Consider the following 18,671-nt stretch of genomic DNA (forward strand, 5'->3'; position numbering starts at 1 on the left):
ATTGAAACTTGGTATAATAGAAAAAGATTACACACGGCTTTAGGCTTAAAATCTATTGAAGAATTTGAAACAGAAATGAACAATCAAAAATTAGCAGCATAATCTCTCTTCTTTTTGTCCAGTTTTTTGTTGCAAGTCCAGTACAGGTTTACTATATAAAACATTTTCTCCAAAACTAATAAAGCTTTTATTAAAGTGTAAAATACGGTCTTTCGGTTTAGGAAAGTCTGTTCCTACTTGGTTATGGTTTAATGAACTTTTTTTAACCATATAATCCGAATGTAATTGTGCAGCTTTTACTAAATCTATATCTCTTTTAAGAGGATGCTTGCCTAATTTTTTTCTTAAATCGTTAACCCTTTTTACTAGTGCTTTAGAAAGTATTTCTTTCTCAGAAGCATTTAATTGTGCGTTTGCAAATTGAAGCGGAAGTATTAAAAATAAGAAGCAGAAAAGAATGTTTTTCATAGTTTAAAAGGACCATAATCTTCATCTAATTTATATTAAAATAATGAGTACGCAAAATGATTGCGTATTAATCTAAAACCTTTGTTTAAAAGCATTAAAAAATGGAGGCACTTAAACTTAAAATATTCAATGTATTAGTAGATAAAATAACTGTTTCAGAATTTGAAGATTGGTTATATACTTCAGAAGAAATTTTAAATAACCTAGAAAATAACTTGTTGTATTTTGATGTTATTACTATTAATTTTAGAGGGAAATCATGGAGGTTAGATCTAAAAACTATAGTCTTAAACGCTTTAGATGGTAGTTATTTTGAAATCATAGAAATAAAAGAAATCTGTTCAAAAATAGTTAACGCTAAAACATATAAGGAAATCCATAAAGTAATAAATCATTTAGAACAAGATTTTAATTACGATACTGATTATGCAATACTATGGGAATTATATAAGTTAAAAGATTATTTCGACTATGTAGAAGAAGGGTTTTGTTGCAAAGGAACTGAAGAAATAGAAGCAAAATTTTACTCCGAACAAGTGCTTAAAACAATTCAAGAAAAACAGGAGGTTAATGACATAAAAGAAGGATTAGAGTTAGCATTACAACCGTATAATTAAAAACATCTTGCATGTTTCAAAAAAATATAATACTTCGTATTATGGAGCTAAATTTTAAGTATTTGAAAAAATAAATTATGAAAATTGAAAAATAAATGTCAATATTTGCAACTCAATTAGTCAAATAAAAATGAAAACAATTAGGATAAATAGAAACATCATCGCTTGCAATGGCGCTATCAGAACTGTGTATTTTGGTAGAGTAGAAAATGTGTCCTAAACTGAAAAACTTTAATATATAATTTTAAGGCTTTCTTTTTTAGGAAGCCTTTTTTTATTCTACCTATTTGAAAAAAAGAATAGATTAAAAAACAAACAAATTACAATGAAGCTTACTTTAAAATTAATATCAATAATCAAGTTCCCTAAACAGCGGAAGAGGTAAGCTATTAATAATACTTTAATAAGAGCCTCTCATTTCGGGAGGCTTTTTTTATGGAGTAAACTAAAAAATTATATATAATGAAACGAGATAAACAACTTAGAAATATAGGAATAATAGCCCATGTAGATGCAGGAAAAACGACAACAACAGAGCGAATACTCTATTACACAGGGACAATACATAAACCAGGAAATATAGATGATGGTAATACAGTAACCGATAGTGATCCTCAAGAAGCAAAACGAGGCATAACGATTTCGTCATCGGCAATTTCAGCAGATTGGAATTATAATGAGATGACACATCAAATTAATATAATAGATACGCCTGGGCATATAGATTTTGCTATAGAAGTAGAACGTTCATTAAGAATATTAGATGGAGTTGTGGCTTTATTTTGTGCATCATCAGGTGTCGAGCCGCAATCTGAAACCGTTTGGAGTCAGTCTAATAAATATGGTATTCCAAAACTGTGTTTTATTAATAAAATGGATAGAATCGGTGCAGACTTTTTTAAAGTTGTCAGCGACATTCAACAAGAATTAAATACAGTACCAATGGTACTTCAAATTCCTATAGGAGAGGGCGATGATTTTATAGGTATTATTGATCTTATAACAGAAAAAGCAATGTATTGGAATGCGAATGATTTAGGGCATACTTGGGAAGAGAAAGCAGTCACCGAAGATTTAAAGCCATTACTGTTACAATGGAAAGAACAACTTATAGAAACAGTTTCTGGTTTTGATGAAACTATACTGATTAAGTATTTGGAAAATGAACCGATTAGTAATACAGAACTAATGCGTGCTATTAGGGCTATTACAATAAAACAACAAGCAGTACCAGTGCTTTGTGGTTCATCGTTTAAGTATATAGGCGTGCAGCCATTATTAAATGCTATTTCGCAATACTTACCAGCACCGGAAGATATTAAGTATATAAAAGGTGTAAATAAAAATAACGAAGAAGAACGAAGATTACGTTCTGTTAGTACACCATTTACAGGATTAGTATTTAAGGTTGTTTCAGATAATTACGTAGGAAGTTTGGCTATGGTTAGAGTGTATGCTGGTGCTATTAAAGTAGGCGAGACTATTTTAAATTCTAGATCTCAACAAAAAAATAGAGTAAGTAGAATTTTAAAAATTCAAGCCGATAAATTTATAGAACTAAAAGAAGCTAAAGCAGGAGATATTGTAGCATTAATAGGATTAAAGAATGCAAAAACTGGAGATACGTTATGTGAACTAGACGATGCATTTACTCTAGAATCTATTGATGTGTCAGAACCTGTTATAAGTATAGCAGTGGAACCAAAATCTAAAGATGACGAAAAACATTTTGGAGAAGCTATTGCTAAAATTTTAGACGAAGATCCATCATTAAAAATGTCTTTCGATCAGCAAACAGGGCAAACCATTTTGCATGGTATGGGAGAGTTACATTTAGATGTACGATTAGAAAAGTTGAAATCAGAATTTGGAGTAGCCATTCAAAAAGGGAATCCAAAAGTATCCTTTAAAGAACGTTTACAGACAACCGTAGAACATACAGAAGTCTTTAAAAAACAAAATGGAGGAAACGGACAATTCGCCCAAATTAAATTTACATTGGGTCCTAGTGTCGAAAAACAAAAAGGATTAGAATTTGTAAATGAAATTAAAGGCGGAAACATACCTAAAGAATTTATTCCTAATGTTGAAAAAGGATTTTTAGAAGCTATGCAATCTGGAATATTAGCAGGTTACCCTGTAGAAACGATGCGTGTAGTTTTATTAGACGGAAAGGTTCATGCAGAAGATTCTAGCCCATTAGATTTTGAAATTGTTGCTAAACATGGTTTTAAACAAGTAGCAGCTTTAACAAAACCTATACTGTTAGAACCTATAATGAATGCCGAAATTGAATGTCCAGAAGATTATTTAGGAAAAGTAACATCAGACATTAATAAAAAACGAGGCATTATTATGGAAATAAAAGAAGACGGAACGAAACGGAAGATAAGTGCCCAAGTGCCTTTATTAACAACCTTTGGTTATATCTCCGATTTAAAAACCTTAACTAGTGGTAGAGGAACCATATCGTTAACCTTATTAAAATATAATAAAGTAACAGATACTGTTTTTAACCAAGTAGTAGTGTAATTTAAAAAGCTGTGATTTTATAAAATCACAGCTTTTTTTTCATAAATCAAAATAAAAATCACATATTTGTGCTGCACAAAAGCAAAAAAATATAAAAATATATACTGTATGAATTTATTTAAATCACATAATCAGGGCGTAAAACTGCGAGGTTGTAGGCATTTTAATAGATAAATACAATGTAAAAAATAATAAAAACGTCCAAATAATTAAATTTGGACGTTTTTTTTTTTGATTTTTTTTAAGAGTCATAAATAATGTGTGTTGATTAACTACATGTCACGCCATCAATAAGTTATAAATCTGAATAATTTCGGACAAGATTTCTATTGTCTAAATGTTTTTGTAAATAATTGATTTGGAAATATCAAAAATTACATTTTATATTTGCATCGCAATACAGCAACAAAATTAAGTTTAACTAAAATCGAAGTATGAGTTTATTTATATCAAATCAAAACGATCCAAAAGGAATTCTACCTTTTGTTGTGCTTCGAGCGTATAGTTAATACCACTTTTCATAGATAAATGAAAAATCCGAAGCAATTTAAAAACTGTTTCGGGTTTTTTGTTTTCAGTCATTAGCAAGTCTGCTAAAAAACATCCAAACAGTAAATTAACAACAACACAACCAGAATGGTAGTTTGTTCGTAGTCGACACGATTCAAAATGCAATTCACAACACAAAATTTAAAAATGAAACACTTATATACAATCTAAACACCGATTCCTAATTGGGAGTAATTATTGGAATCATTAAAACAAAGACAAAACCAATTTGAAAATGTCTAATGAAACCAGTACACATAAAAGCAGCGAGGCAAAAGGAAGTTTGTCGTTTATTAAAACGACAATGGGAGATTAGTAAGCAAATAAATAACCTAGGCTTTATAGAATTAGAAAAACCGATACGATACGGTTGGTATAAAGAAATTAAAATAACCCATCGTGTAGAAAATTATAAGCACAAAGAAGCCATTTTAGAAGTTTACAATAAGGTTGAAAAAGCCATTTGGGCAAAAACCAAAGAAAAAGTAGCGTTTAAATGGCAAAAAGAAACCTCTCGGCATCTTATTTATAATGATGTTCCTACGCTAAGCAAAAAGCAATATAATAAGTTAAGTGATGGTGCAAAAGCACTATGTGTAGCTTTTAGATATTATGAGTATAAACATAAAATAAAAACAAGATTTTATGTAAAGCTTCCTAAACGAACCTATAAAATTAAGTTTACTAGAGCCTATATAACACACAGGAAACGTATAGATTCAGAGCTTTTAAAAGAACGCTCATTTATAGAAGAACAATTATATAAAAAAGGATACTACAACATCACTGAAGGATTCTATTCTTGGTCCGATTATTATTGGAAAGCAAGAATAGATAGACAAGAAAAATTAAAAACAAACAGGAGTCTAAAAGAGTTAAAAAAATATGCTCTAGAAGACATCATTAACGAAACCATATCATGGGAAAGAAATTAAGCGGAAAAGACTTAATAAAATTAGGCTTTCCAAAAAACAATAGTATTAATGTGACTTTAGGTCAGATTAATCGATATCAGAAACGAGTAAAAAAAGAGAAAATATTAACAGAAGCAAAAAAAGTATTATTAAATCCAGAACACTATAAAGGTGATGGCGTTTGGGGGAAAATAGCAGAAAGTTTATTAGATCCAGTACATGTAACAAAACAAAAGTTAAACACTAACAGAGCACCATTCCATATTTATGGCGAAAACGAAATTGAAGATCAAGCAAAATATCAATTATACGATGCTTTAAAGTTGCCAATTTCTGTAGCAGGCGCTTTAATGCCAGATGCTCATGTAGGTTATGGCTTACCAATTGGAGGGGTATTAGCCACAAAAAATGCAATAATACCTTATGGCGTAGGTGTAGATATTGGCTGTAGAATGTGTTTAACTATTTATCCAGTAAAAGCCTCTTACTTAAAAGGTAAAAAGCATCAATTGGAAAATATTTTGTCCGAGCATACCAAATTTGGAATGTACGAAACACACAAGATAAAACATGATAGCCCAGTTTTCGAGCGAGATGAATTTAAAACCATTCCGTTAGTAAAACGCTTAAAAGATAAAGCGTATAAACAATTAGGAACCTCTGGAGGAGGAAACCATTTTGTAGAATTTGGAGAAGTCAATATTCTAGATGTAAACAACGAATGGGATTTACAAATAGGAGAATATCTAGGTGTTTTATCGCATAGTGGATCACGAGGATTAGGTGCTAACATCGCAAAACACTATACCTATTTAGCAACAAAACAATGTCCGTTGCCAAAACATGTACAACATTTAGCATGGTTAGACTTAAATACGCACGACGGACAAGAATATTGGTTGGCCATGAATTTAGCTGGAGATTATGCGCAAGCTTGCCATGATGATATTCATAAAAGAATAGCAAAACTATTAGGAGAAAGACCAATAGCTAAAATAGAAAATCATCACAATTTTGCTTGGAAACAAGAAGTAAATGGCGAAGAATGTATAGTGCATAGAAAAGGAGCAACACCGGCCAAAAAAGGAGAATTAGGTATTATCCCAGGATCTATGACTGCGCCAGGATTTATAGTAAGAGGATTAGGAAATAAGGACAGTTTACAATCGGCATCGCACGGTGCAGGACGATTATTGTCGAGACGACAATGTAAAATGAAGTTAACGCAAAGTGCAATTAAAAAAGAATTACAAAAACATGAAGTCTCATTAATAGGTGGAGGCATAGACGAAGCACCAATGGCTTATAAAAACATAGAAAAAGTCATGCAAAACCAATTAGAATTGGTGGAGGTTGTAGGTAAGTTTACACCAAAGATTGTGAGAATGGACAGATAATTTTTTGCTTAAAAAAATAAATAGATTATGGGAGCAAATCATAACATAAAAAGATACGGAGAACAGTGGCCAAACTATAGAATAGAACAAGGTTTGGACATTTTAAATAAATTAAAAGCATGGATTATAATCTCTGGAGGTTGGGCATGGCATTTTATGTCGCCAGAAGGCCATACAGAATATAAACATGCACACGATCATAAGGATATAGACATTTTTGTACGTCCAAAAGACGTTGCAGAAGTTATGGTAATATTAGCACAAGAAGGCTTTAAAAAAGTGTGGACAAGATACGATCACATGCCAAGTAATGAGAATTTTAGACGTTACGAAAAAATAGACTGGTTAAACTCTGGAAAACAAGTAAGAGTGACTATAGATTTTTTCGAGTCGAATACAGTAGAAACTATAGAAGTAAACGGTTGGCAAATAGTAGAACCAAAAACACTATTAAGCTATTACTCCAACATTCATTCTAGCGATAAATGTTGGGCAGTAAAAGCTGCATTACAACTCATTGAAAAAGGTAAAAGTCCAGTAGGCAATGTATTGCTTTCTAAAAATCCTTTAGAAAAAACATAAAACATTGGAAACAAAAATAATACAAATAACCTCTGGTCGAGGACCAGCAGAATGTTGCTGGGTTGTAGCACAAGTATTAAAGAAATTTTTAGACGCCGTAAAAAGCAATACTATAGATTATAAAATATTACAAAGAGAAAAAGGTATTGAAAACATGACATTACAATCTGTCACGATTCAACTAGAAGGAAAAAATCTAAGTACATTTTTAAATCAATGGAAAGGCACTATACAATGGATAGGGGTTTCAACATTTAGACCACGGCATAAGCGTAAAAACTGGTTTGTAGGGCTATACGAAATTGAACAACAACAACAATTTCAAATACATGAAAAAGATGTCAATTATCAAGCTACAAGAAGTTCAGGGCCAGGAGGGCAACATGTAAATAAAGTGAGCTCCGCTATTAGGGCTATCCATAAACCAACTAACACGCAAGTGCTAGTAATGGATAGCCGCTCACAACATCAAAATAAAAAAATAGCAAGAATACGTTTACAAGAAAAAGTAAACGAGTTGCAGCTTAAAGCACTTAAATCTAGTGTTAAAAATCAATGGGAAAACCATTTAAAATTAGAACGAGGTAACCCAATACAGGTTTTTAAAGGATCCGATTTTAAGAAAAACAAAGTTGTAAAAACTTATAAAAAACAACGCAGTACATTAAAAAATGACCTGCGTAATGAATTAAAAAAATGATTATAAATAGAGGATTAATTGATGAAGAAACGTCAAGTCGAGTGATTTTTCGTAGTGTAACGAAGAAAAATTGTATCGAGACTGAGCTATTATAATCTTAAAAACTTAAAATTATGGAAACAAGTTTATTAAATAATTACGTGCTTAAAGCAATAGATGCCTATCCATACGAGTTAGAAGAAGCTGTAGAAAATTTAAACTACGCTTTGTCATACGAATCTGAAAATGTATATGCTTTATATTTAATGGGGCAAATACAAGCAGAGCAATTAGGAGATTATGAGCAAGCTAAACTATATTATGCAGAAGCCCTAGCTAATAAAATGGATTTTCAAAAAGTATATTATAAATATATACAGACATTATTGTGGAATGACGATTTTAATGAAGCACAAAAACTAATCGATTTTGCATTAACTGTAAAAGGAATAGATAAAGGCTGTATTTGGGACAAGCAAGGACAATTGTTTGAAATAAAACAAGAGTATAAAAGCGCCATTAAAGCTTTTAAGACCGCTAAACAATTTGGTTATAACGATTCTTTTATTAGCTATATTAATAGTGAAATAAGCAGAATAAAGAGTAAAATAAAACCAAGTAAGAAGAAAACAAAAGCAAAGAATAAGAAGAGTAAAAAGAAAAAATAATCAATAGAGATTGTCTAAAATGTCAGTTCGAGCACAGTTGAGAACTAAATAGACAATCACATTAAAAAATATAAATACAATGAAGTATGCAACAGATGTATATTTTACATCAGACCATCACTTTGGTCACGAAAATATTATAAAGTTCTCTAACCGTCCATTTAATACAGTAGAAGAAATGGATCAAGAACTTATAAAACGATGGAACAGTAAAATTGGTAAAAATGATAAGGTCTATCATTTGGGAGATTTAGGCTTGTGCAAAGCCGATAGAATGAAAGCTATTTTAGAGCAATTAAATGGTAAAATCTATTTAATAAAAGGTAATCACGAAGGTGCAGCGATGTCTAATACTAATCGATTTGAATGGACAAAAGACTATTTCGAATTAAACGTCGCCGATGAAGAAGCACCAAATGGTAAACAGAAAATTATATTGTTACACTACGCTATGCGTGTTTGGCGATCTAGTTTTCGAGGAACATGGCATTTATACGGACACTCGCACGGAAGCTTACAAGACGATGAAACCATGAATGCATTCGATGTAGGCGTAGACTGTCACGACTTTTATCCGTTATCCTATGCTGAAGTAAAAGCCATTATGAAACAAAAAAAATGGGAACCCCCATTTGAGAAAAGAAAATAGAATAACGACACAAAAGAGTAATTACAATTGCTCTTAATGAGTGTCTAAAACCCAAAAAAATGAAAAAAACATACATAGTAGGAGATTTACATGGATGCTATGATGAGTTTATAGAGCTATCAAATCAAATAGGAATAACCGAAAATGATTTAATAATTTCACTAGGAGATCTTGTAGACAGAGGGAATAAATCTTTAGAGTTATATAACTATTTTAAAAATCGAGATAATGCAATAGTATTAATGGGTAATCACGAAAGAAAACATTTAAGAGGTGTTTTAAGTTATTCTCAAGAGATAGTAAAAGTTCAATTTGCTGATGAATATAAAGGTTTTAAAGAATGGTTGAAAACATTGCCTTATTATTATGAAACAAATGACGCTATAATAGTTCATGCTTTTTTTGAGCATGACAAAATATTAAGTGAGCAAAAGAAAGAAGTTTTGGCAGGAACAACTTCTGGAAGTAGGCATCTTGAAACTAAATATGAAGAAGGTAAATATTGGTCAGACTATTACAAAGGAACAAAACCTATAATCTATGGGCATCATGTCGTTGGTGATACTCCAAAAATTAAGAATAATACTTATGGTATAGATACAGGAGCATGTCATGGCGGACATCTAACTATTATTGAACTTCCTGGATTTAAAATCCATCAAGTAAAAGTGAAAACAGATTATTGGAAAGTAGCACAGTCAAAGTGGCAAATACCAGTGTTAAAAGCAAAAAACTGGGAAGGTATGAAGATTGAACATATTCGTAATGAGATTAAAAAATTAAGCTATAAAAATGAAATTGAAGTCAAGAATTTCTTGAAAGAGATTGAAAACTGGCTTGATCAGTTATTAAACACTATTGTAGTATTAAAAAATCGATTAGAAGAAATTACTTTAGAGTTAAAAGAAAAATATAAAGATGAATTTGGTAGAAACATAGCCAAATTAAGCTACAGTAGCTTTCTTTATAAAGCAAATTCGAAAAACTTACAAATAAGTGATTTGGAAAAAATGTTATATACACCAAGGAAAATAATCAACTTAGCTCTCGAGTTAAGTTTAGAAGAAATCCCTAATAGAGAGAACTTATAGATAACCTAATAATTAATTTTAATAAAATATTTGCTACGTAAAAACATTGCGTAATACTATTAAATATTTGCACTGTAATTAACAATTAGTTACTAATGCTATTAATTGATTTTTTAGTAATTAAGAAACGCTCTGTCGGAAATTGTATTCTGGCAGAGTTTTTAAAAGCATTTGTAATAAAATAATTGACTACGTAAAAACAATGCGCATTAGAGCTAAATATTTGCAGAGTCAATAAAAAACAAAATGAATAAACAACAAATACATAAACAACCCATATTGCGCTTTAGTGAATATGATTATAGAAGAGCAGTCATCGCACTGAATCTCTTAAGAGGATGTTTTATACCTATTTTAAAAAATAAATTATGATTTAACCCATAATTAAAAGTAGAATATAAAGCGTCCAACCTAAAAGTTGGGCGTTTTTTTTGAAATTATTTTTAAGTGAATTTGAAAAACTAAAAACAGTAAAATAAGAATTTGAAACAGCAAAACAATTGTGAGACAGGCTATTGTAAAAATGTTGATTATCCGTTAAAAAACGGACAGGGATTTCAATGCCTTAAAATTGATTAACTAATTGATAATCAGTAAATTAAATTGAAATTTTTCTTGTATAATTCAAAAAAGCGTTTCATATTTGCACCATCAAAATAACAAAACAATAATGAGGAATTATTTACAATATATAATTAAACAAAATCTTTGGTTTCGCTCGCCGAGACCAGTCGCAACATTTAGTTGTGATGAAAGATTTATAAAATATACTAGGAAGGTTGTGTATACATGAGTTGATGTATACATAGATTTAAAAAAAGCACCTTCCGTTACAAGAGGTGCTTTTTTTATGGTGTTCATTGAAATAGAAATATAGAAAAATTGACGTGTAGCTTAGTTGGTAGAGCAAGGTACTTTTAATGCCGAGGTCGTGAGTTCGATCCTCACCACGTCAACAAAACGGAAGGGCAAGCCAATAGGAGGTGGCCACAGTCTTGAAAACTGTTCGGAGTTAATGACTCGTGTGGGTTCGACTCCCACTCCTTCCGCAAAACTGAGAGGATAACGATGGATAGTTTACTCGCTTTGGATGCGAGAGGTTGCAGGTTCGACTCCTGTCTCTCAGACTAAATAAATTAAATGGAGGATAGGCAAATGTTGGTTCGTTGCGCTTGTCTGCTAAACAAGTCCGCCATATGGCGGTGAAGGTTCGATTCCTTTGTCCTCCGCAATACTATGGGGTTATAGTTTAACTGGCTAAAACAGCGGGTTTAACTCACTGAAATTTATTTTGATAAATAAGTTTCGTTGAATTCGCAAGCTCATTTGCAATTTGCAAAACGGAGTATAAGTCTTCGTAACTCCAAAACATGATATCGTAGCTCAATGGCAGAGCAGTTGGTTGTTAACCATCAGGTTAAGGGTTCGAATCCCTTCGGTATCGCTAAACGACAAGGTGGCTGAATGGTTAAGGCATTAGTCTGCAAAACTAAATTTTATGAGTTCGACTCTCATCCTTGTCTCAAAAATAAAAGGGAATGCGTCAACGATGGTGAGTTGAGCCAGTCTGTAAAACTGGTGCCAAGGCTTAATAGGTTCGAGCCCTAGTGGGCCAACAAGCAAACCCTTAGCTTTTATAAAGTCTAAGGGTTTTCTTATTTTTAGGGTACAACATAGGTGTAACAAACTAAAAATTTCTACTTCTATAGTTAAACATACTCAATACTTGAATTACGAATACTACTTAATTTTATCCCAAAGTAAAATCATCAAGTATTGGAGTAATGCTCAAACATCTTTTGTGTATAAAGTTATAGTCTTAGTTATTTATAATATTTGAGATATTAGATTAAATGTATAAACTCTGCACTAAAACAAACAATTCAATATTCACTTTTAAAAAAGCCACCCGCTTTCTCGGGTACACCATTATGAAAAAAAATAATAGACAAAACAGTTAATCTCGACCTGGTTGGGGTTAACGGCAAAGCTTATGCCATTATGGGCGCATTTAGAAGGCAAGCACGAAAAGAACAATGGACTGATGACGAAATAGAAATCGTTATTAGCGAAGCTGTTCTAAGTTTAAAACAGGTACTTTTAAATATATCAAAGATGGTTATCAAAAATATACCATTAAGCGAAGTGACGCTTGTTTAAAGAGGAGCGAACCACCGATGTTACTTTGCTTGAGAAATTAGAACGTATTGAAAGTATGGAAGCCTACAACAAACAAGTCGTGGAGATTATGATTGATAATATGTTTGCCAAGGATGATTTGGAGAAGAAGCAGAAGGTGGTGATGAGTAAGAGGCTTGCAGAACTTGAAAAGGTTAGAAAATGACAATATTTCTTGTTTATTATACTACTTCATAATAACCAAGTTATAGATTCAAGTGTTCTATTGGGCTCATGAATTTAGACTTTGATATATCAGTGATATGTGTGTATATTTCTGTAGTTTTAATTGAGTTATGCCCAAGTAGTTCTTTTACAAAGCGAATATCTACTCCACTTTCAACTAAATGCGTAGCATAACTATGGCGAAGCATATGTGGGGTAACTGTTTTTATAATCTTGGCTTCATGCCCGTATCTTTTAATAAAATTCTGAATGCTTCTTGCTGAATAAATTGGCTTATTCTGACCTTCAAAAAGAAAATCTTTAGGCTTATATTTTTTATAATAAACTCTCAAATCTTGAAGCACGGTTGTAGGAAGCTTGACTGTTCTAGATTTATTGCCTTTTGCAATGTCTATGTGTAAAAGCATCTGATCAGAATTAACATTTTTTATTTTATGTGCTAATACTTCTCCTACTCTTAATCCGCATCCATATAAAAGTTTTAGGATGCACCGATGTTTTATGTTCTTGCACACAGATATTAATCTAATTACCTCATTACGTGTTAAGTACTTTGGTAACGTTTTTGAGTTTCGTTTTGGATAAAGATATTTAAGATTCAACTTTTTAGTGTGAAATAATTGATAATATTTATCTATAGCACTAAGAATCTGTTTTTGATATGCAGTACTTATATCCTCTGTTTTTTGTAAATGAAATAAGAAGTTTTCAATATTTCTTTCTTTAACCTTTTCCAGTGAAGAGCCTTCAAAAGCTATTAGAAATTTAGATAAAGCATTTGTGTACGATTTTATGGAGGAAAGTGCATAGCGTTGCAGATAAAGCTTCCTTTCAAATTCTCCTAATATCGTTTTAGTTAATGACATAACATTCGTTTTATCTTTTAAATCATCCTTTTAAATATACAGTAAATTATAAACATAGTAGCCATTCTCTCTAAAAAATAAATTTTGGATAAACGCCATAATTAAAATAATGATAAACGCAATGCGTATATTTGGGTGTTAGCAGGCATAAAATAAAACCGCAGTGAACATTTTTAACAGAATATTTAAAAAAGAAAAAGTGGAGCAGAAAAAAGAGACCTCTGAATTAACTGATATTGAGTTAGACAGTCCGATAAGTGAACCAATCCTAAATCATTTAAGAATGAAAACAACAGGTGCTCTTTTACTTACTGGGGATTGGGGTAGCGGAAAAACTTACCACATTAAGAAACGCATATTTCCGTTAATAGAGAAAAAGACTGATTATTCCCCTATAATAGTTTCGCTATACGGTGAAACTGATAAAAATAATATCGCTCAAAAAGTTCTTTTTGCATATTTTGATAGCAAAGGAGAAAAAGTCAACTTGGGAACAGGAACAATAGCTAAAAATGTAAAAAATTTAACAGATGCAGTTCCGTATATAAAAAAATTCGTAGACGTAGAAAAACTAATACTTGGTACTGGCGAAAACCTTTTCAGATTAATACCGCACGACCAACTTCTTATTTGTTTTGATGATATTGAGAGGATGAGTGAGAAAATCAATATTGATGATTTTCTAGGAATAATAAATGACTTAGTTGAAAACAAAGGATGTAAAGTATTATTAATTGCTAATGAATCTGAAATAAAAAATGGAATAGCTTTTAAAGAAAAAACAATAGAAAAAACCATCCATTTCATCCCTGACCTTGACGATATTTTTGATAGTGTCATAGCTGAATACCCTGACAGTAATTTCAAAACATATTTAATAGCCAACAAAACTTTTTTTATTCAAACCCTCACAACAGAAGTTGAAGACAGTGAAATAAATAAAGAATTAAGAAAGTCATTTTCTAACATCCGTACTTTAAAGTTTTCTCTTGAGCATTTTAAAATAGCGTTTGAAAATTTAACAAATGGAAATGAAATTTCAGAATTAATTACCTTTCAATTAAAAAACTTATGGGTTTTTACATTATCTATTTCAATTGAATTCAGAAAGCCTAATAATATCACACTAATAGACAAAAAAAATCTAGATAATCAGGCTTCTACTTTTTCAGATTTTGACTTTGGTGATTTAGACTTATCATCTCCAAATGATAACACGGAAATTGAAACAGAAGATAATGAATGGACTTATTCAGAAAACTTTAAAAGTAAATATTACAATCGACTATCTGAATCGTACATTTTCTATGAAGAACTATACAATTTGATTACTTCAGGTAAGCAAATAGATAAAGTCATATTTCTAAAAAACCTAGAAGAAAGCTTTAAGGTTAAAGAAGGAAAAATAAATCCTGCACATCAAATTTTAAATTCATTTCAACAAACAGGTTATTGGAAATATACAGATTCTGAATTTGTTAAAGTATTAAATGAACTTCTGGTCTTTTGTGAAAGAGGTGTTCTAGAGGATATTGTATCATATCTAAATGCAGGTGTGTTTTTGCTTGGATTCAATGATATAATTGAATTAGAAAAAGATATTATTACTTCTAAAATTAGAACAGGGCTTGATTTACTTCTACCAAAAGTGAATTTTAATCACTTTGCTAAATCTCAGTTTGAAATGGTTCAAGGTAATTTCTCTGGAGAGCATTTGACTTCATTAGTTGAGCATATTAAAGATAAGATTCAAGAGCTAGAAGCTTTAAAAGCAATTGAAGAAGCAAAAAGCCTCCAAACTTTATTCGAGACTGACCTCTCAACATTTGTTAAAGAGTTTCTTCCTGAAAGATACGACATTAGAACTCCTGACAATCCTTTGTTCCATCAACTAGAATCCGAAAAGGTTAAACAAGGAATTAAAGATGCAAAACCCGAAGGAATTATGGATTTAGCTTCTTTGCTTAAAATCAGATATTTGGATACTTCTTTTAGTGAGTATTTGACAGAGGAAATGAAATTTTTAAATGAACTTGAAGAAAGTATATCAGAAATTGATTTCTCAAAGAAAACGCTTTCAAACCATATTATTCAAAGTCAATTGACACCTAGAATAACGGAATCTAAAAGTAAGTTACAAACTTATATTGACACAAAAACAACATAAAATATAGAATACGCCTGCTAACAATGGCTAAAAAACATAGGGGTTTTGGTGGTGAATTGAAGTTTAGAGCTTCGATTGAGAACCGCCAAACCAAAATTTTGATAACGAAAAAAGAAAAATAATTATAAAAATATTTGGCTTAGCTAGGTGCTAAATTGAAAGGACAGTGTTTCAAACTCCCCTACGATTTCTTAGCCGAGCCGTTGTAACCAATTAAAACTCAGATGACGTAAAGATGTCATATAGATGACGACACCAATGCCAATGCTTTTATTTAGCTTTGCTTTCAACAATTAAACATCACTCAATTGAAGAATAAAGATTTAGCAAAAAGAGTAAAAGAATTAAGAAAGCGAAACGGTATGTCACAAGAACTCTTGGCAGAAAATTCTGGGTTAAGTTTACGGACCGTCCAAAGAATTGAAAATGGAGAAACCCAACCTACTGGAGATTCCATTAAAAGATTATCTAGCGCCTTAAATGTTACACCTAACGAATTAATAGATTGGCAAATTATTGAGGATAGTAAAGCTTTATTACTATTGAACTTGTCTCAACTAGGCTTTATAGCATTTCCATTGCTTGGTATACTAATTCCACTAATTATTTGGACCTCTAAAAAAGATAAGATAAAAGACATAGACTATGTCGGAAAATCCATTTTAAATTTTCAAATATCTTGGGCATTACTTTTGTTTTTATTAGTTATTGGTCTTTTTATTACCTCAAAACTTGAACTAACAAACATTTCTTTTTCTGGAATACTAATAACTATCAGCGCATTGTATTTTCTAAATTTTATAGTTGTAATATCAAATACTTTCAGATATCATAATGGGAAATCTATAAAGTATCCATCAGTGTTTCAGTTCTTAAGTTAATCTCAACTGAATTATTCTTCTTTAAAAAAGTAACTATGAATAAATTTAATTATAAAGCGACATTCGAACTTGTCTTACGCCAGTGTGTTTTTATTATCATAAATATTTATGGACTATCTAAATTATTAGGCGGACAATTTTATATGAAAGGGAAATTACCTTCCGAAATTGCGAATACAACATTAGGTGAGGCAAGTGGATTTTCATTGGCTTGGACATTTATGGGACATTCATATTTTTATATTTTGTTCGTTGGTGTTTTTCAACTTTTAGGAGCTTGGTTTTTATTATGGAATAAATCAAAATTGATAGGTGTATTGATATTATTACCTATAATGGTAAACATAATTGTATTCGATATTATTTTTCTTGATGTATATCCAGCTTTAGCAAATGCCATAATTGTTCTTTTAATGTTATTGTTAATTCTATTTTTCAATAGAGAAATAATAAAAGATATTGTCATTAAGCTTACTAGCTTTCAATCAAAAACTAGTATTCCTATTAAAAAAAGATTAATCACTTTTGGAATTACTCTTCTATTTATTGTATTAATTTTCAGTTTTGATTCATTAATTGAATACTGGCTTGGGGCAAGTACAGAAAAGATAATAGAATAATAACTGGTTACAACACCGGTAACCGTTGCACAAGCCTATAATTTCACATAAAACAATTTTCTACAAGCCTCTTTTTAAGAGGCTTTTGTGTTTTTTAAGACAAACTAAATTAAATTTTTAGACCCTTAAAAAAGACGCTTACACGTTGTAAAAACATGTTGTTTTGTTTAATAATAGAAACTTGAGTGCTTGCCTCACTTTTTATAGTTCTATTTATAAATTTCAAATATTTTTTCAAGTTATATGCTATAGCAGATAAGTGCATAACCTTATTTGCTTGCGCTATACCTATGGTGTTTATTTTCCTGAGTCCCATAAATTGTGTGAGTGTTCCAAAAACTGGTTCTACTGTACTTTGTCGTTTACGTTTCATATAACGTCCTTGTTTAGAGTTTACTCTTGCTATGTTTCGCACATATTCTGCACGATAATAGGTAATAGTAAGTTTCTTTTCTTGTGCAGATTTCCCTAAGCATTGACTTCTAATCGGGCAGTCTATACACACCTTTTTAGAGGCTCTGTATTCTTTTTTCTTCGTATGGTTTTTCTTTTCTACAAAGGTTTTTGTAAAGGGTATTATTTTGCCTTGTGGGCACACATAATGGTTTTCTTGTTCTTTATATGTAAAACCTTTTGGTCCGCCTTTGTAAGTACCATGTGGAGGAATAAAACTCTTAAGCCCCTTACGTTCTAAAAAGGCATAGTTTTCTCCGCTACTATAACCTGTATCGGCTACACAGTTTTCCCATAACAAACCAGATCTCCAAAACCGCTTTTGTACACGAGTAGTGATATCTTGTAATTATTGGTTGTCTTTGCCATCTGCATGATAGGCTTTGATATCGGTTATTACATGATGTCCTGTATCTACAGTAAGCTGACTGAGGTAATTTAGCTTTCTCGCTTTACCTGGTTTTACACTTATTCTGGCATCAGGGTCACTTGGACTGTAATGGGTTTTGTTACTAGTATAACGGCTGCCTTTATTACCTGCTCCGGGTCTTTGATCTTGCTCTCTTGCCCATTTTTTAGTTCTACTTGCAATAGCTTGCAACTCTTTATTAGTTGCTCTAATAGTTTGCGTTTCTTTACTTGCCTTATTTGTCTGTACTTTTCGAATAGGAGTTTGTTTATCTTGCTGGCTTATATGCCTTAGTTTTTGTAGGTGCTTTTCTAAGTCTTCTTCTGGGACTTTTAACTCTAAACTATCCATAGAGGCATTTGCTTTTATTGGTGCTGAGTCTATTGCTTGGGTATGCCCACTGACCATACCGTTGTCTATACATAAACTCAATACTTTTGTAAATACCGTTTCGAAGATTGCTTCTGGAAATAATTGACGCGTTCTACTTAATGTCGAGTGCCAAGGTAAGCTCTCATCGATATCGTAGCCTAAAAAATAAAGGATATCTAGTCTTAAACTACAATGTTCTATTAGTTTGCGGTCACTTATTATATTCTCTAAATACCCCACCAAACAGAGTTAAAAAAACACAATAGGATCGATGCTTTTCTGTCCGCTTGTTCCATAATACTGCTCTGTCAAGCCATATAAATAGTCTAAATTTAAGCCCTCTTTTAAGCGTCTGTAAAAGTTTGTTTTACTTACACGCTCACTTAACAGAAA

General features: G+C 31.4%; 16 protein-coding genes, 6 tRNA genes and 1 pseudogene. 20 read left to right on the forward strand and 3 right to left on the reverse strand.

Going from position 1 to position 18,671, the window contains the following annotated elements:
* Positions 1 to 90: 90 nt before the first annotated feature.
* The gene (locus ACVC08_RS14375; RefSeq protein WP_452602547.1) at positions 91 to 468 is read right to left on the reverse strand and encodes a CAP domain-containing protein; all 378 of its coding nucleotides are present in this window, start codon (positions 466 to 468) and stop codon (positions 91 to 93) included.
* A gap of 101 nt (positions 469 to 569) precedes the next feature.
* Between ACVC08_RS14375 and ACVC08_RS14380 the strand changes: the two genes are divergently transcribed.
* The 17 genes from ACVC08_RS14380 (at position 570) to ACVC08_RS14460 (ending at position 12,490) form a co-directional block, all read left to right on the forward strand.
* Positions 570 to 1,085, forward strand: coding sequence for a hypothetical protein (locus ACVC08_RS14380; RefSeq protein WP_452602548.1), 516 nt, complete (start codon positions 570 to 572; stop codon positions 1,083 to 1,085).
* Positions 1,086 to 1,547: 462 nt separating this feature from the next.
* Positions 1,548 to 3,617, forward strand: coding sequence for an elongation factor G (fusA, locus tag ACVC08_RS14385; protein ID WP_452602549.1), 2,070 nt, complete (start codon positions 1,548 to 1,550; stop codon positions 3,615 to 3,617).
* Between the two features lie 791 nt (positions 3,618 to 4,408).
* On the forward strand, positions 4,409 to 5,101 hold the full coding sequence (locus ACVC08_RS14390; RefSeq protein ID WP_452602550.1) for a hypothetical protein: 693 nt from the start codon (positions 4,409 to 4,411) through the stop codon (positions 5,099 to 5,101).
* Positions 5,086 to 6,477: an RtcB family protein gene (locus ACVC08_RS14395; protein ID WP_452602551.1), complete on the forward strand. Its 1,392-nt coding sequence runs from the start codon at positions 5,086 to 5,088 to the stop codon at positions 6,475 to 6,477. The genes ACVC08_RS14390 and ACVC08_RS14395 overlap by 16 nt, the downstream gene beginning before the upstream one ends.
* Positions 6,478 to 6,504: 27 nt before the next feature.
* On the forward strand, positions 6,505 to 7,059 hold the full coding sequence (locus ACVC08_RS14400; RefSeq protein ID WP_452602552.1) for a hypothetical protein: 555 nt from the start codon (positions 6,505 to 6,507) through the stop codon (positions 7,057 to 7,059).
* Positions 7,060 to 7,063: 4 nt separating this feature from the next.
* Entirely contained in the window at positions 7,064 to 7,759 is a 696-nt protein-coding gene (prfH, locus tag ACVC08_RS14405; RefSeq protein WP_452602553.1) for a peptide chain release factor H, read from the forward strand.
* A gap of 113 nt (positions 7,760 to 7,872) precedes the next feature.
* Positions 7,873 to 8,406 (forward strand): tetratricopeptide repeat protein, encoded by a 534-nt coding sequence (locus ACVC08_RS14410; protein WP_452602554.1) that lies wholly within the window; start codon positions 7,873 to 7,875, stop codon positions 8,404 to 8,406.
* A gap of 79 nt (positions 8,407 to 8,485) precedes the next feature.
* The gene (locus tag ACVC08_RS14415; protein ID WP_452600236.1) at positions 8,486 to 9,055 is read left to right on the forward strand and encodes a metallophosphoesterase; all 570 of its coding nucleotides are present in this window, start codon (positions 8,486 to 8,488) and stop codon (positions 9,053 to 9,055) included.
* Between the two features lie 59 nt (positions 9,056 to 9,114).
* Positions 9,115 to 10,146 carry a metallophosphoesterase gene (locus ACVC08_RS14420; protein ID WP_452602555.1) on the forward strand — a complete coding sequence of 344 codons (1,032 nt, stop codon included), beginning with the start codon at positions 9,115 to 9,117 and terminating at the stop codon, positions 10,144 to 10,146.
* Positions 10,147 to 11,029: 883 nt separating this feature from the next.
* Positions 11,030 to 11,102 (forward strand) — tRNA-Lys (locus ACVC08_RS14425).
* Positions 11,103 to 11,108: 6 nt separating this feature from the next.
* Positions 11,109 to 11,195, forward strand: a tRNA-Ser gene (locus tag ACVC08_RS14430).
* A gap of 5 nt (positions 11,196 to 11,200) precedes the next feature.
* Positions 11,201 to 11,273 (forward strand) — tRNA-Pro (locus tag ACVC08_RS14435).
* Positions 11,274 to 11,288: 15 nt separating this feature from the next.
* A tRNA-Ser gene (locus ACVC08_RS14440) sits at positions 11,289 to 11,375 on the forward strand.
* 143 nt (positions 11,376 to 11,518) lie between these two features.
* A tRNA-Asn gene (locus tag ACVC08_RS14445) sits at positions 11,519 to 11,590 on the forward strand.
* A 6-nt stretch (positions 11,591 to 11,596) separates the two neighbouring features.
* Positions 11,597 to 11,669 (forward strand) — tRNA-Cys (locus tag ACVC08_RS14450).
* Between the two features lie 478 nt (positions 11,670 to 12,147).
* Complete coding sequence (locus ACVC08_RS14455; protein ID WP_452602556.1) at positions 12,148 to 12,306, forward strand: hypothetical protein; 159 nt, start codon at positions 12,148 to 12,150, stop codon at positions 12,304 to 12,306.
* Complete coding sequence (locus tag ACVC08_RS14460) at positions 12,299 to 12,490, forward strand: hypothetical protein (protein ID WP_452602557.1); 192 nt, start codon at positions 12,299 to 12,301, stop codon at positions 12,488 to 12,490. Before ACVC08_RS14455 ends, ACVC08_RS14460 begins: the two co-directional genes overlap by 8 nt.
* Positions 12,491 to 12,530: 40 nt before the next feature.
* Here ACVC08_RS14460 and ACVC08_RS14465 read toward each other — a convergent pair whose 3' ends face one another.
* A complete protein-coding gene (locus tag ACVC08_RS14465) occupies positions 12,531 to 13,376 on the reverse strand; it encodes a tyrosine-type recombinase/integrase (protein ID WP_452602558.1) in 846 nt (281 codons plus the stop codon).
* Between the two features lie 163 nt (positions 13,377 to 13,539).
* Here ACVC08_RS14465 and ACVC08_RS14470 point away from each other — a divergent pair, with 163 nt between their 5' ends.
* The 3 genes from ACVC08_RS14470 to ACVC08_RS14480 all read left to right on the forward strand — a co-directional run bounded on the left by ACVC08_RS14470 (position 13,540) and on the right by ACVC08_RS14480 (position 17,044).
* The gene (locus tag ACVC08_RS14470) at positions 13,540 to 15,543 is read left to right on the forward strand and encodes a hypothetical protein (RefSeq protein ID WP_452602559.1); all 2,004 of its coding nucleotides are present in this window, start codon (positions 13,540 to 13,542) and stop codon (positions 15,541 to 15,543) included.
* Positions 15,544 to 15,851: 308 nt separating this feature from the next.
* Positions 15,852 to 16,424 (forward strand): DUF4870 domain-containing protein, encoded by a 573-nt coding sequence (locus ACVC08_RS14475; protein ID WP_452602560.1) that lies wholly within the window; start codon positions 15,852 to 15,854, stop codon positions 16,422 to 16,424.
* Between the two features lie 35 nt (positions 16,425 to 16,459).
* Complete coding sequence (locus tag ACVC08_RS14480) at positions 16,460 to 17,044, forward strand: hypothetical protein (protein WP_452602561.1); 585 nt, start codon at positions 16,460 to 16,462, stop codon at positions 17,042 to 17,044.
* 109 nt (positions 17,045 to 17,153) lie between these two features.
* Here the strand turns inward: ACVC08_RS14480 and ACVC08_RS14485 are convergent.
* Positions 17,154 to 18,671 (reverse strand): annotated as a pseudogene (locus ACVC08_RS14485) (IS1182 family transposase); the annotation flags it as partial.

The organism is Pontimicrobium sp. MEBiC06410 (assembly GCF_053601615.1).

Bases quoted from the DNA above. Each gene is read 5' to 3' on its own strand.
- ACVC08_RS14375 (WP_452602547.1), bottom strand. From the start codon at position 468: ATGAAAAACATTCTTTTCTGCTTCTTATTTTTAATACTTCCGCTTCAA.
- ACVC08_RS14380 (WP_452602548.1), top strand. From the start codon at position 570: ATGGAGGCACTTAAACTTAAAATATTCAATGTATTAGTAGATAAAATA.
- fusA (WP_452602549.1), top strand. From the start codon at position 1,548: ATGAAACGAGATAAACAACTTAGAAATATAGGAATAATAGCCCATGTA.
- ACVC08_RS14390 (WP_452602550.1), top strand. From the start codon at position 4,409: ATGAAACCAGTACACATAAAAGCAGCGAGGCAAAAGGAAGTTTGTCGT.
- ACVC08_RS14395 (WP_452602551.1), top strand. From the start codon at position 5,086: ATGGGAAAGAAATTAAGCGGAAAAGACTTAATAAAATTAGGCTTTCCA.
- ACVC08_RS14400 (WP_452602552.1), top strand. From the start codon at position 6,505: ATGGGAGCAAATCATAACATAAAAAGATACGGAGAACAGTGGCCAAAC.
- ACVC08_RS14410 (WP_452602554.1), top strand. From the start codon at position 7,873: ATGGAAACAAGTTTATTAAATAATTACGTGCTTAAAGCAATAGATGCC.
- ACVC08_RS14415 (WP_452600236.1), top strand. From the start codon at position 8,486: ATGAAGTATGCAACAGATGTATATTTTACATCAGACCATCACTTTGGT.
- ACVC08_RS14420 (WP_452602555.1), top strand. From the start codon at position 9,115: ATGAAAAAAACATACATAGTAGGAGATTTACATGGATGCTATGATGAG.
- ACVC08_RS14455 (WP_452602556.1), top strand. From the start codon at position 12,148: ATGGGCGCATTTAGAAGGCAAGCACGAAAAGAACAATGGACTGATGAC.
- ACVC08_RS14465 (WP_452602558.1), bottom strand. From the start codon at position 13,376: ATGTCATTAACTAAAACGATATTAGGAGAATTTGAAAGGAAGCTTTAT.
- ACVC08_RS14480 (WP_452602561.1), top strand. From the start codon at position 16,460: ATGAATAAATTTAATTATAAAGCGACATTCGAACTTGTCTTACGCCAG.